Origin of the sequence: Citrobacter sp. Cpo032, assembly GCF_030332975.1 — a bacterium.
Lineage (GTDB): Bacteria > Pseudomonadota > Gammaproteobacteria > Enterobacterales > Enterobacteriaceae > Citrobacter > Citrobacter portucalensis.
On sequence record NZ_JAOWGU010000034.1, the window covers coordinates 54,319 to 67,198 of the forward strand.

The window sequence follows — 12,880 nt, forward strand, 5'->3', positions numbered from 1 at the left end:
GATGTTATGTCGACGGTTTCCCGTCTTTACCCCTTGTCTGGTCTGGCAGCACTGGTGCTGGTGGGATGTAGTAGCCAACCTGCGCAGCCGCTAAAAAAGGGGGAGAAAGCCGTCGATGTGGCGAGCGTGGTGCGCCAGAAAATGCCCGCCAGCGTGAAAGACCGGGACGCGTGGGCGCAGGATTTGGCAAAGACCTTTGAAAGCCAGAAGCTGGCACCGACGGTTGAAAACATCTGTTCGGTGCTGGCGGTAGCGCAGCAGGAGTCAAACTTCCAGGCCGATCCGGCTGTTCCTGGTTTAAGCAAAATCGCCTGGAAAGAGATTGACCGTCGCGCAGAACGCATGCATATCCCGCTGTTTGTCGTGCATACCGCGCTAAAGATTAACTCGCCAACGGGGAAAAGCTACAGCGAGCGTCTGGATACGGTGAAGACGGAAAAACAGCTTAGCGCCATCTTTGATGATTTCATCAACATGGTGCCGATGGGGCAGACATTGTTTGGATCGCTTAATCCGGTACATACCGGTGGTCCAATGCAGGTCAGTATCGCGTTTGCTGAGCAGCACACCAGCGGGTATCCGTGGAAAATGGCGGGGACGGTACGTCAGGAAGTGTTTAGCCGCCGTGGTGGGTTGTGGTTCGGTACGTATCATCTGCTCAACTACCCGGCGAATTACAGTGCGCCAATCTTCCGCTTCGCCGATTTTAATGCCGGATGGTATGCGAGCCGCAATGCAGCTTTCCAGAATGCGGTCAGTAAAGCCAGCGGAGTGAAGCTGGCGATGGACGGGGATCTGATTCTCTATGGCAGCAGTGAGCCGGGCAAAACGGAGCTGGCGGTACGTAAACTGGCCGGGAAGCTAGGGATGAGCGAGAGTGAGATCCGCCGTCAACTGCAAAAAGGTGACAGCCTGGCCTTTGAAAAAACCGCATTGTACGAAAAGGTTTATAAGCTGGCGGAAGCGAAGACCGGGAAAACGTTACCCCGTGAAATGCTGCCGGGCATTCAACTGGAAAGCCCGAAGATCACGCGTAATCTGACTACTGCGTGGTTTGCTAAACGGGTGGACGATCGTCGGGCGAAGTGTATGAATCAGTCATCTTTATGATGACGGTGACGCCAGCGCATGACCGCCGCTATGATGCCAAGAATCAGGCTTCCGGCCAGGAAGGGGATCAGTCCAAAGAGAGTACCGACGCCTAAACCGATTTCAACCCGCGGGCGTCCTGTCTCCTGCATTTGCAGCTGCATCAGTTCTTCATAGATGCCGGGCGCGTGGGCCAACAGATTTAAAATCTGTGCACCCGCCCAGAAGCAAAACAGCACAAATACGGCATACGCAATGTTGCCGGGCAGGGAGGAGGGATCCCGATGCTTGCCCTTAAACAGGGATTTTGAGAGCGTAAAATCAGCCATAAAGACCTCCGGAAATAACCTGCTTTTTTTGACGTAATGCCTGGAACTGAGAGTGAGTCTGACAGGTGATCGGCAATGTCAATATCAGAATGATGGTAATTTCAGGTAGAGATTATTCCTGGATTTCGGTTTTTTGTTGGCGGTCACAATTATGTAACCTTAAGTTAAACTGAGTTACATTTAAGAAATTCCGCACAGGCCACAGACGCCCTCGGGGAAATGTGCGAGGATGCCTTACTGTGTTGTATTTCCACCGGAGCTGTTATGAACCTGCCTGTAAAAATCCGCCGAGACTGGCACTACTATGCTTTCGCTATTGGGCTTATCTTTATTCTGAATGGCGTGGTGGGGTTATTAGGTTTTGAAGCGCAGGGATGGCAAACTTATGCGGTGGGGCTGGTGACCTGGGTGATTAGCTTTTGGCTGGCCGGATTAATCATCCGCCGCCGCGTTGAAGATGATGAAGCAAAGGATGCCCAATAGCTCTATCAGGCATCCTGACGGGTTTACATACTGGTTTTCAGCGCGCTATCCGCAGCATGGCGTTCCAGCGCCAGTTCGATCAGGCGAGTGATCAAATCGGTATAGCCTAAACCGCTCGCTTGCCACAGTTTCGGATACATACTGATGTTGGTAAAGCCTGGCAGCGTGTTGATCTCATTGATCACAACGTCGTTTTCAGCAGTTAAGAAGACGTCCACGCGCGCCATGCCGGCACAGCCCAGAGTCTGGTAGGCCTGAATGGCGATTTCGCGGATCTTATCGTTAATCTCTGGCGCAATTGCTGCCGGAACGACAACTTTGGCACCGTTATCGTCAATGTATTTAGTGTCGTAAGCGTAAAAATCGCTGTTCAGCACGATCTCACCACAGGTACTGGCCTGCGGATGATCGTTGCCCAGTACCGCACATTCGATCTCGCGGCCTTTGATCCCTTGCTCCACAACGACTTTATGATCGAATTCAAATGCCAGCGCGACGGCCTGATCGTATTGGACTTCGCTGGTTACTTTACTGACGCCAACGGACGATCCCTGGTTGGCCGGTTTTACAAACAGCGGCAGACCCAGGCGGGATTCCACTTCGGCAAAGCTGATGCTGTTGCGATTCGCGCGAGTGAGCGTAATAAATGGCGCGATGTTTAACCCGGCATCACGCAGCAGACGTTTGGTCACGTCTTTATCCATACAGGCAGCAGAACCCAGCACATCAGAACCGACAAACGGCAGGTTCGCCACGCGCAGCATGCCCTGCAGAGAGCCATCTTCACCCAAAGTACCGTGTACGATTGGGAAAATAACATCGACCGTCGGCAGCGGTTGACCGTTTTGTGCATCGATCAACTGGTGCTCTTGTTTACCCGGTACCTGCGCCAGGCTGGTCTCAGAAGGTCGCAACGCAATATGCGCCGGATCGTCTGAATTGAGCAGATAGTTACTGGCATCGCTGACGTGCCATTGCCCTTGTTTATCAATACCTAACAGCACAACGTCAAAGCGAGTCTTGTCGATGGCATCGACAATATTTTTTGCCGATTGCAATGACACTTCATGTTCCGCTGATTTACCACCAAATACGATTCCTACCCGCAACTTTGCCATCTTAAAAACCCATTCCATGAATGCAAAGCACATACATTACCACGACAAAACGCAGGTTTCCTCGGCTTCTGGCAGATTGTTTTGGCGAATGACAGGGGATTAGAAGGGGACAGACACGCAGATCGCGCGGGAAGCACAATCCCCTGTTTATATTATGGGTTTGATGTGAGCTATATCACAAATATGATGAGCGGGAAGATAAAATCCTAAACTGTGATTTATCGCACCTGTGGATCCTTATTCAGCTAAGTAATTTGTTAAGCTGCTCGCAGTTTTCAGCTACTTATCGTTATGAGTCCTTATGGAATCCTGGAGAGTTAACCTTATTTCCGTTTGGTTCGGGTGCTTTTTTACCGGACTGGCGATTAGCCAAATCTTGCCTTTTTTACCACTCTATATCTCCCAACTGGGCGTGACCTCGCATGAAGCGCTATCAATGTGGTCCGGATTAACGTTCAGCGTCACCTTCCTGATTTCAGCCATTGTTTCTCCGATGTGGGGCAGTCTGGCCGACCGCAAAGGACGCAAGCTGATGCTGCTGCGGGCCTCACTGGGGATGGCCATTGCGATTTTGCTACAGGCATTTGCCACTAACGTCTGGCAGCTTTTTCTGCTGCGCGGGGTGATGGGGTTAACCTCCGGCTATATTCCTAATGCGATGGCGCTGGTTGCGTCACAGGTTCCACGCGAGCGCAGCGGCTGGGCGCTGAGTACGCTCTCTACGGCGCAAATTAGCGGCGTCATTGGCGGACCGCTGATGGGAGGCTTTATCGCCGATCATGTTGGCTTACGGGCGGTATTCTGTATTACCGCCGCCTTACTGGTGGTGAGTTTTCTGGTCACACTGTTCTTGATCAAAGAGGGCGTTCGCCCGACGATTAAAAAAAGCGAACGTCTGAGTGGGAAGGCCGTGTTTGCCTCGCTTTCGCATCCGGCGTTGGTGATCAGCTTATTTTTTACCACCATGGTGATTCAACTGTGTAACGGCTCAATTGGGCCTATTCTGGCGCTATTTATTAAATCAATGGTCCCGGACAGTTCGAATATTGCTTTTCTCAGTGGGCTGATTGCCTCAGTACCGGGCATTTCTGCTCTGATTTCCGCGCCTCGACTTGGTAAATTAGGCGACCGTATTGGTACTGAGCGGATTTTAATGGCGACGTTAATCTTCGCGGTGGTGCTGTTTTTCGCCATGTCGTGGGTCACCACGCCGTTGCAGTTGGGAATTTTACGTTTTCTGCTCGGCTTTGCTGATGGTGCGATGTTGCCGGCGGTGCAGACGCTGCTGGTGAAATACTCCAGCGACCAGATAACCGGACGCATCTTTGGCTATAACCAGTCATTTATGTACCTTGGCAACGTCGCCGGGCCATTGATGGGTGCAACGGTATCGGCAATGGCGGGATTTCGTTGGGTGTTCATTGCTACAGCAAGCATTGTGCTTATCAATATCTGGCAACTGGCTATCGCGTTGCGACGTCGGCGCGAGGTTCGTTGAGTTCCTGATTAACAACGCTGCCTGTCAGCGTTGTTAATTCATAAGTGTGTATTATATATTTGTGTGATTATTACTTTTCTTACCTTTTTATATTGAATCATTCTGCATCCAGACGCATTTACCCTTATTTTGTGTTGTGATTGTTTTCTCAAATCTTTTTATTCCTTATAAAAATACAACTTTCATCCTCTAGGCAGTCGTGAGCCTTAATGATAACGTGGCCCATATTTTGTTAAGGGAATAGGCAAATGAAAAACCTCGTCACTGAGTTGTTACTTAAGCTCGCGCAAAAAGAAGAAGAATCGCAAGATCTGGCGGCACAGGTCGAAACGTTAGAGCGGGTAATCATCGAAATGCTGCGCAATATGGCGTGGAACGATCGGCAAATATTTATTCGTCAAATTGAGGGAGCGCTGGCTGGCGGAAACCGCATGCCCGCGTTTCTGACGAACATACATAATGCTGGCGAGTGCGTACCAAAAGCGTTGTGATCCATCTGTGGTGGGGTAACCACAAATTATCATAAAAGTGTCACATCAAATACTTATAGTCGCTTTGTTTTAATTTTACCGTATTTATACATGGAGAATATAAAGTGAAACAAAGCGCTCTGGCTATTGCCCTGTTACCTTTGCTGTTTACCCCGGTTATTAATGCAGAAACATCTACTGTAGCGGTTATGGATAATCGTGCTGCTCAGGGAGATATCACCACGCCGGGTGGCGCTCGCCGATTGTCTGCCGATCAAACGGCAGCTCTGCGCGAATCCCTGAACGATAAACCGGCCAAAAATATAATTTTACTGATTGGCGATGGGATGGGCGATTCCGAAATAACGGCAGCGCGAAATTATGCTGAAGGCGCGGGCGGCTTTTTTAAAGGTATTGATGCTTTACCGCTGACCGGGCAATACACGCATTATGCGTTGGATAAGAAAACGGGCAAGCCCGATTATGTGACAGATTCAGCAGCATCTGCGACAGCATGGACAACCGGCGTGAAGACCTATAACGGGGCGCTGGGTGTGGATATTCATGAAAAAGATCACACCACGATTCTGGAAATGGCCAAAGCGGCAGGTCTGGCGACAGGCAACGTTTCCACGGCTGAATTACAGGATGCCACGCCGGCCGCACTGGTTGCCCATGTCACTTCGCGTAAATGCTATGGCCCGAGCGTGACGGCTGAAAAATGCCCGACGAACGCGCTGGAAAAAGGCGGTAAAGGGTCAATTACCGAACAATTATTGAATGCTCGTGCGGATGTTACGTTAGGCGGCGGGGCAAAGACTTTTACTGAAACCGCTACGGCAGGTGAGTGGCAGGGTAAAACGCTGCGAGAACAAGCCCAGGCCCGTGGTTACCAGATGGTGAGTGATGCCGCGACGCTGGCGGCTGTTAGCGAAGCGAATCAGGATAAACCGCTGTTGGGTCTGTTCTCAGACGGTAATATGCCAGTGCGTTGGGAAGGGCCGAAAGCGTCTTATCACGGCAACCTGGATAAGCCGGTAGTGACCTGTACGCCAAATCCAAAACGTAACGACAGCGTGCCAACGCTGGCGCAGATGACGGATAAAGCGATTGAGCTGTTAAGCAAAAATGAGAAAGGTTTCTTCCTGCAAGTAGAAGGCGCGTCAATCGACAAACAAGATCATGCCGCTAACCCGTGTGGACAAATTGGTGAAACGGTCGATCTGGATGAAGCAGTGCAGCGTGCACTTGCCTTTGCGAAGAAAGATGGCAACACCCTGGTTGTGGTAACCGCTGACCACGCGCATGCCAGCCAGATCGTCGCACCGGATACCAAAGCGCCAGGTTTGACGCAGGCGCTGAACACTAAAGATGGCGCGGTGATGGTCATTAGCTATGGCAACTCTGAAGAAGAGTCCCAGGAGCACACCGGCAGCCAACTGCGTATTGCAGCCTATGGCCCTCATGCGGCGAATGTGGTTGGCCTGACCGATCAAACCGATCTGTTTTACACCATGAAAGCGGCGTTAGGACTGAAATAAGCTGATACCCGGCGGCAATACTTTTGCCGTCGGGTGGTTTTTTTATCGTTAGCAGCCAAACTTACCTGTGTGTCGTCGTTCAGAAAAGGATGGTGCTATGAAAATTACATTATTAATGACGTTACTTTTTGGTCTGATTTTTTTAACTACCGTCGGTGCTGCCGAGAAGACGTTAACCCCGCAACAACAGCGTATGACCACCTGCAATCAGCAGGCCACGGCGCAGACCTTAAAAGGGGATGCGCGTAAGACCTATATGAGTGATTGCCTGAAAAACAGTAAATCTGCGCCTGAGGAAAAGAGCCTGACGCCGCAGCAACAGAAAATGCGTGAATGCAACGTCAAGGCGACGGAACAGTCTCTGAAAGGCGATGATCGTAATAAGTTTATGAGCGCTTGCCTGAAAAAATCTGCTTAGCACTTCCGGGTGAGCAGGTAAAATCGCTCACCCGAAATATCATACTTCCGCCACCAGACCCCTTCCTATAATTTGGGAAATTTGTTTCAGAATATTCCCAAATACGATGAATGATGAAAACTTTTATCAAAAGAAGGTCGTCCCGAATGAAGCATTTATATTGCTTCATCAAAATGACCACCAACGTTCCGGTCTGCGATTTGCCCGACGAATCAGGCTGCCGCGAGCGGTGGGACTGGGGGGAATGTTTTTCCCTATCGCGTCGGTATTAGTTTCTCAGCCAATAACCGGAGGCTGGTGGCTTTTGCTGGTGGGATGGGCGTTTGTCTGGCCGCATCTGGCATGGCAATTGGCAAGTAAAGCTATCGATCCACTGCATAGCGAATATACCAACTTAAAAGCCGATGCCATCCTCGCCGGGATGTGGATGGGGATTATGGGGATAAACTTGCTGCCATCCACGGCGCTGTTGATGATTATCTGTATCAACCTGATGGGCGCAGGGGGTATGCGTGTCTTCATCGCAGGCGCCGTGTTGATGGTGGTTTCCTGCCTGGTGACGTTACAGTTAACGGATATTCCCGTGGCTTTTAGCAGTACGCAACTGAGTGTGCTGCTGTCTCTGCCGGTGTTAGTGGTTTACCCGTTGCTGTTTGCCTGGGTGAGTTACCAGACGCTCATCAGGCTGGCAGAACATAAACGTCGCTTACAGGTTATGAGTACGCGAGATGGGATGACCGGAGTTTATAACCGACGTCATTGGGAACTGTTGCTGCGGAATGAATTTGATAATTGCCGCCGCCATCAGCGTGATGCCACGCTCCTTATCATCGATATCGACCATTTTAAGAGTATCAATGATACCTGGGGCCATGACGTCGGGGATCAGGCCATTGTTGCACTGACCCGCCAGTTACAGATGACCTTACGCGGTAGCGATGTGATTGGTCGCTTTGGCGGTGATGAGTTTGCGGTAATCATGTGTGGCACGTCAGCGAGCAGCGCGATTGCAGCGATGTCTCGTGTTCACGAACGGCTTACCCAACTGCGTTTATCTTGCGCGCCGCAGGTTGACCTGCGCATTAGCGTGGGCGTTGCGCCGCTGACGTCTGAAACTGAACACTATCGAGAATGGTTAAAATCAGCAGATATGGCTCTCTACAAAGCAAAGAATTCCGGACGTAACCGCACTGAAGCGGCGGCCTGACGTCCGGCGGTGTTAACTCAGGAGCGGCTGAGTTTTTCCGACTGCTCCATGCACTTAATCATCGCTTCAATCACCGATGAACGGAAACCGCGTTCTTCCAGGACGCGTACCGCCTCAATGGTGGTTCCACCTGGCGAGCACACCATATCCTTCAATTCGCCAGGATGTTTACCCGTTTCCAGAACCATTTTCGCCGAACCCATTACCGCTTGTGCTGCAAATTTATAAGCCTGCGCGCGGGGCATCCCCCCCTGAACGGCGGCATCAGCCATCGCTTCGATAAACATAAATACATAGGCCGGTGCTGAACCGCTGACGCCAACGACCGGATGAATCATTGCCTCCGCAATGACTTCTGCTTCACCAAAGCAGCGGAAGATATTCAGCACGTCGGCTGTTTCTTCTGGCGTGACTAAGGCGTTCGGCGTGACGGAGGTCATTCCGGCGTTCACCAGCGACGGCGTGTTTGGCATCGCGCGAATGATTTTACGGTCGTGACCCAGGGCACGGGCCAGCTGATCGAGAGTGACGCCTGCGGCAATCGAGACGACCAGGGAATCTTTGTTCAGGCTGGAGGTAATTTCACTCAGCACCTTAATCATGATGCCTGGTTTTACGGCCCCAAAAACAATATCAGCGATTTGCGCGACTTCTTGTGCAGACTGCGCCGCATTAATGCCGTACTGGTCGTGTAGCGCGGCGACCTTATCGGGGGAAGGGGTGTAGACCCAGATTTGTCCGGGGAGAACCTGGCCGCTGGCGATCATGCCGCCAAGAATGGCTTTGCCCATATTACCGCAGCCGATAAAACCAATTTTCTTGTCCATCTTGTCACTCCCTATGGATGATATTCATTGTTTTATACCCGTCATACTTCAAGTTGCATGTGCGTTGGCTGCAACCCGAATTATTTAGGGTAAATCTGGGAAAGCTAAGCTTAGCGCGGAATGAATATGTTCAGAAGGAGAAACAGCACTTTGCCTGAAAGTAAAAGCACGCGACAATGTGCGACAGCACACCAGTGGGGAGAAGCTATGACAATATGGGTGGATGCCGATGCGTGTCCGAATGTGATTAAAGACATTTTGTACCGCGCCTCTGAGCGCATGCAAATGCCGCTTGTTTTGGTGGCCAACCAAAGCCTGCGCGTCCCGCCTTCGCGTTTCATCAGCACATTACGTGTGCCTGCGGGCTTTGACGTGGCTGATAACGAGATTGTGCGTCAGTGCAGCGCCGGTGATTTAGTGATAACGGCAGATATTCCGCTGGCGGCTGAAGTGATTGAAAAAGGTGCGGCAGCGCTTAACCCGCGCGGCGAACGTTATACCGAAGCGACGATCCGTGAGCGTCTGATGATGCGTGATTTTATGGATACACTGCGTGCCAGCGGTATCCAGACCGGGGGGCCGGACAGCCTTTCGCCCCGCGACAGACAGCATTTTGCGGCTGAACTGGATAAGTGGTGGCTGGAAGTTCAGCGTAGAAAATAGAGTGTGTAATTTATTATTTACACTTTATTCATTGTGAATTCTTGTTATAGTAGGGGTTGACTCATCTTGCCATTCTTTCTGTAATTTTTTCTTTACGGTTTTGGCGATGTACTAGTTTGATGATATGATTATATTTTTAACCGCATCAGATCCCGCTTGTTGGCGGCTCTCTGGGGAAATTCTGTGATGACGCAACCTCTTTTTCTTGTTGGCCCCCGGGGGTGTGGTAAGACGACAACCGGTATGGCGCTGGCAAAGGCTATTGATTTCCAGTTCGTTGATACCGATCGCTGGTTGCAATCGCACGTGCAAATGACCGTGGCGGAAATCGTCGAAAGAGAAGGATGGGAAGGGTTTCGTGCACAGGAAACGACCGCTCTGCAGGCTGTCACAGCTCCTGCCACGGTTGTTGCGACCGGCGGCGGTATCATTCTTACCGAATTTAATCGCCATTACATGCGCAGCCACGGCGTGGTTATCTATCTAAGCGCACCGGTATCGGTACTGGTTGATCGTCTGGAGGCCACGCCTGAAGAAGGATTGCGACCGACTCTAACCGGCAAACCGTTGACCGAAGAGGTTCAGGAAGTGCTCGCCCAGCGCGATGTTTTGTATCGTGAGGCTGCGCACTATATCGTTGATGCCACCAATCCACCTTCGCAGGTAGTGGAAGACATTCTTGGGATACTGGCGCAGGCAGCGCCACGGTTGCAGGGCGGTGTCTATACTTAATGTTCATCCAGTGAAAAGGAAGAATTATGCCGACACAACCACCTTACCCACGTCAAGCGACCATTGTTACGGTTGAAAAAGGGACGCCAGGCCAGACGGTAACCTGGTATCAACTTCGTGCCGATCACCCTAAACCGAATTCGTTGATCAGTGAGCATCCTTCGGCTCAGGAAGCGATGGATGCTAAAAAACGCTACGAAGACCCCGATAAAACCTGATATGAAGACCGCTCTGGCACGAGTCTTAAAAGTGCCAGTCCGGGCGCGCATCACATTTTTTTAAATTTCGCCGTATACAGTAAAAATTGAAAATTAAACAATAACAATCCAGTACTGGAATGATCTGGAATCTTTACACAATACACCGCCGATCTACTGCTACGCTTTTGAGCATTTGTAGCACAGGTCAGCGCCCGGCTCTTATCCGGGATTTCACAGCAAAGTAAGAAGACGGTGGAGCAACAAATGAGTACGTCGTTGGCTATCCTCACGATTGGCGTTGTGCCGATGTGTGAGATGTTACCGCTCCTGACGGAATATATTGATGAACAGCACATTACTCACCACAGTCTGCTGGGGCAGATGCAGCGAGAAGATGTGATGGCCGAGTACGGGGCTTCACCCGGTGACGAGCTGTTATTAACGCTGCTTAGCGACCACCAACTTGCTCATGTCTCACGCCAGAAAGTGGAACGCTCGCTGCAAAGCATTGTGGAGGTTCTCGATAATCAGGGATTTGATGTGATCCTGCTGATGAGTACCGCCTCAATCACCCGTCTGACCGCCCGCAATAGTATCTTGTTGGAACCCATACGCATTATTCCCCCGTTAGTGGCTTCAATTGTCGAAGGGCATCAGGTTGGGGTCATTGTACCTGTTGCTGAATTGCTCAAAGCCCAGACACAAAAGTGGCAGGTGTTACAAACTCCGCCAGTGTACGCCGTGGCGAATCCAGTAGAAGGTTCTGAACAACAGCTGATTGATGCCGGGAAATATCTCCTTGAGCAAGGTGCTGATGTTCTTATGCTGGACTGCCTGGGGTTTCATCAACGTCATCGTGATTTACTGCAAAAGTCGCTGGATGTCCCGGTTTTGCTGTCCAATGTGTTGATTGCTCGACTGGCTTCGGAATTGCTGGCGTAATTTTGCGTGACAGGTGGAACATCAGCCCCCTATATTGGTTCCTAACTTAATCACGAGATAGGGCCAGTTGTATGCTTCAAAGTAATGAATACTTTTCCGGCAAAGTAAAATCGATCGGTTTTACCAGCAGCAGTACTGGCCGCGCCAGTGTAGGCGTGATGGCTGAAGGTGAATATACCTTTGGTACTGCGGCGCCTGAAGAGATGACGGTAGTAAGTGGCGCACTGAACGTGCTGCTGCCAGGGGAAACCGAGTGGAAAGTGTATGCCGCAGGAGACGTGTTTAACGTACCGGGCAACAGCGAGTTTCATCTGCAGGTAGCAGAGCCAACATCCTATCTTTGCCGTTACCTGTAAGCGTAAAAATGACGAATGGCGATATTGAGTCGCCATTCGCTAAACACGGCTTAACGTTGCGCTTCGCCGCCTAATCCTTCCACCAGACTTTTAATCAGCGCCGCCAGTTCACCTGTCATCAGGATGAAATCGGCATCAAAACGCTGAGCATAATCTTCGCGGTCGATATCTTCGTTCTGATCGCGCAGCTCGTCGCTAAACTTCAGACGCTTAATGGAGCCGTCGTCACACATAACGAACTGAATGCGCTGCTGCCAGTCGAGGGCCAGCTTAGTAACCAGTTTGCCCGCTTCGATATGCACGGCGATTTCGTCGCAGACCAGATCCTGCTTTTTCGCGCGGATCACACCGCCGTCTTCAAGGATCGCTTTCAGTTCAGCTTCATCCAGCAGTTGGAAGCCCTGCGCCGTGGTGCCGGAGCGAACCCATTCGGTCAGCGTCAGCTCAATAGGGTTTTCCATCGTCAGCGGAACGACCGGCAGCGAACCGAGACTCTTACGCAGCAGCGCCAGCGTATCTTCGGCTTTTTTCGCGCTCGCACAATCAACCATGATCAGATCGTTGACGGTATCGATCCACATCATTGTCTGGCTGAAGCGGCTAAAGGCGCGCGGCAGCAATGAGTGCAGAACTTCATCTTTCAGCGAGTCTTTTTCGGTCTTCTTAAGTTTGCGACCTTGCTCAGCTTCCAGTTTGAATATTTTGGCTTCCAGCGCCTGTTTGATAACCGGCGACGGCAGAATTTTTTCTTCTTTGCGGGCGCAGATAATAATTTGGCCATTGGCGGTATGCGTTAATGCATCGCTGTGCGATCCCATCGGCGGAACCCAGCCCATTTTTGCCATATCCTGGCTACCGCAAGGGGTGAACGTCATTGATGCCAGCTGTTTTTCCATCTCTTCGGCACGCAAAGAAACATCGCGGCTAAGACGGTAAACCATTAAATTTTTGAACCACAGCATGATAATTTCCACGGCCTTGTCGTTAAATCCAGCGGGCATGATAGC

16 protein-coding genes are annotated in these 12,880 nt (G+C 50.9%); 12 read left to right on the forward strand and 4 right to left on the reverse strand.

Annotation, left to right across the window (positions count from 1 at the left end):
- Positions 1 to 6 precede the first annotated feature (6 nt).
- The gene (locus OGY33_RS02285) at positions 7 to 1,110 is read left to right on the forward strand and encodes a DUF1615 domain-containing protein (RefSeq protein ID WP_048214809.1); all 1,104 of its coding nucleotides are present in this window, start codon (positions 7 to 9) and stop codon (positions 1,108 to 1,110) included.
- On the opposite strand, the gene OGY33_RS02290 is transcribed toward OGY33_RS02285, so the two are convergent.
- The gene (locus OGY33_RS02290; protein ID WP_136391567.1) at positions 1,095 to 1,418 is read right to left on the reverse strand and encodes a DUF2755 family protein; all 324 of its coding nucleotides are present in this window, start codon (positions 1,416 to 1,418) and stop codon (positions 1,095 to 1,097) included. The genes OGY33_RS02285 and OGY33_RS02290 overlap by 16 nt on opposite strands.
- Before the next feature lie 264 nt (positions 1,419 to 1,682).
- Here OGY33_RS02290 and OGY33_RS02295 point away from each other — a divergent pair, with 264 nt between their 5' ends.
- On the forward strand, positions 1,683 to 1,901 hold the full coding sequence (locus OGY33_RS02295; RefSeq protein ID WP_003830949.1) for a DUF2754 domain-containing protein: 219 nt from the start codon (positions 1,683 to 1,685) through the stop codon (positions 1,899 to 1,901).
- A 23-nt stretch (positions 1,902 to 1,924) separates the two neighbouring features.
- Here the strand turns inward: OGY33_RS02295 and ddlA are convergent, their stop codons facing one another.
- Positions 1,925 to 3,019, reverse strand: coding sequence for a D-alanine--D-alanine ligase (gene ddlA / locus OGY33_RS02300; RefSeq protein ID WP_048216351.1), 1,095 nt, complete (start codon positions 3,017 to 3,019; stop codon positions 1,925 to 1,927).
- A 301-nt stretch (positions 3,020 to 3,320) separates the two neighbouring features.
- On the opposite strand from ddlA, the gene OGY33_RS02305 reads away from it, so the two are divergent.
- The 5 genes from OGY33_RS02305 to adrA all read left to right on the forward strand — a co-directional run bounded on the left by OGY33_RS02305 (position 3,321) and on the right by adrA (position 8,153).
- Positions 3,321 to 4,517 carry a multidrug efflux MFS transporter gene (locus tag OGY33_RS02305; protein WP_008783902.1) on the forward strand — a complete coding sequence of 399 codons (1,197 nt, stop codon included), beginning with the start codon at positions 3,321 to 3,323 and terminating at the stop codon, positions 4,515 to 4,517.
- 248 nt (positions 4,518 to 4,765) lie between these two features.
- Positions 4,766 to 5,008 (forward strand): sigma-S stabilization anti-adapter protein IraP, encoded by a 243-nt coding sequence (locus tag OGY33_RS02310; protein WP_079935136.1) that lies wholly within the window; start codon positions 4,766 to 4,768, stop codon positions 5,006 to 5,008.
- A gap of 104 nt (positions 5,009 to 5,112) precedes the next feature.
- Positions 5,113 to 6,528 (forward strand): alkaline phosphatase, encoded by a 1,416-nt coding sequence (gene phoA / locus OGY33_RS02315; RefSeq protein WP_008783904.1) that lies wholly within the window; start codon positions 5,113 to 5,115, stop codon positions 6,526 to 6,528.
- A gap of 97 nt (positions 6,529 to 6,625) precedes the next feature.
- A complete protein-coding gene (gene psiF / locus OGY33_RS02320) occupies positions 6,626 to 6,946 on the forward strand; it encodes a phosphate starvation-inducible protein PsiF (protein ID WP_003830956.1) in 321 nt (106 codons plus the stop codon).
- 91 nt (positions 6,947 to 7,037) lie between these two features.
- Positions 7,038 to 8,153 (forward strand): diguanylate cyclase AdrA, encoded by a 1,116-nt coding sequence (gene adrA, locus OGY33_RS02325; RefSeq protein WP_095533161.1) that lies wholly within the window; start codon positions 7,038 to 7,040, stop codon positions 8,151 to 8,153.
- A 17-nt stretch (positions 8,154 to 8,170) separates the two neighbouring features.
- On the opposite strand, the gene proC is transcribed toward adrA, so the two are convergent.
- Entirely contained in the window at positions 8,171 to 8,980 is an 810-nt protein-coding gene (proC, locus tag OGY33_RS02330; RefSeq protein ID WP_008783907.1) for a pyrroline-5-carboxylate reductase, read from the reverse strand.
- Positions 8,981 to 9,187: 207 nt separating this feature from the next.
- On the opposite strand from proC, the gene OGY33_RS02335 reads away from it, so the two are divergent.
- The 5 genes from OGY33_RS02335 (at position 9,188) to ppnP (ending at position 11,873) form a co-directional block, all read left to right on the forward strand.
- Entirely contained in the window at positions 9,188 to 9,643 is a 456-nt protein-coding gene (locus tag OGY33_RS02335; protein ID WP_008783909.1) for a YaiI/YqxD family protein, read from the forward strand.
- Positions 9,644 to 9,829: 186 nt separating this feature from the next.
- On the forward strand, positions 9,830 to 10,375 hold the full coding sequence (gene aroL / locus OGY33_RS02340) for a shikimate kinase AroL (protein WP_008783910.1): 546 nt from the start codon (positions 9,830 to 9,832) through the stop codon (positions 10,373 to 10,375).
- A gap of 26 nt (positions 10,376 to 10,401) precedes the next feature.
- Positions 10,402 to 10,593, forward strand: coding sequence for a protein YaiA (gene yaiA / locus OGY33_RS02345; protein ID WP_003021472.1), 192 nt, complete (start codon positions 10,402 to 10,404; stop codon positions 10,591 to 10,593).
- Between the two features lie 246 nt (positions 10,594 to 10,839).
- A complete protein-coding gene (locus OGY33_RS02350; protein WP_003830963.1) occupies positions 10,840 to 11,517 on the forward strand; it encodes an AroM family protein in 678 nt (225 codons plus the stop codon).
- Positions 11,518 to 11,588: 71 nt separating this feature from the next.
- On the forward strand, positions 11,589 to 11,873 hold the full coding sequence (gene ppnP, locus OGY33_RS02355) for a pyrimidine/purine nucleoside phosphorylase (protein ID WP_003021477.1): 285 nt from the start codon (positions 11,589 to 11,591) through the stop codon (positions 11,871 to 11,873).
- A gap of 50 nt (positions 11,874 to 11,923) precedes the next feature.
- On the opposite strand, the gene rdgC is transcribed toward ppnP, so the two are convergent.
- On the reverse strand, positions 11,924 to 12,835 hold the full coding sequence (gene rdgC / locus OGY33_RS02360) for a recombination-associated protein RdgC (protein ID WP_003021479.1): 912 nt from the start codon (positions 12,833 to 12,835) through the stop codon (positions 11,924 to 11,926).
- Between the last annotated feature and the right edge of the window lie 45 nt (positions 12,836 to 12,880).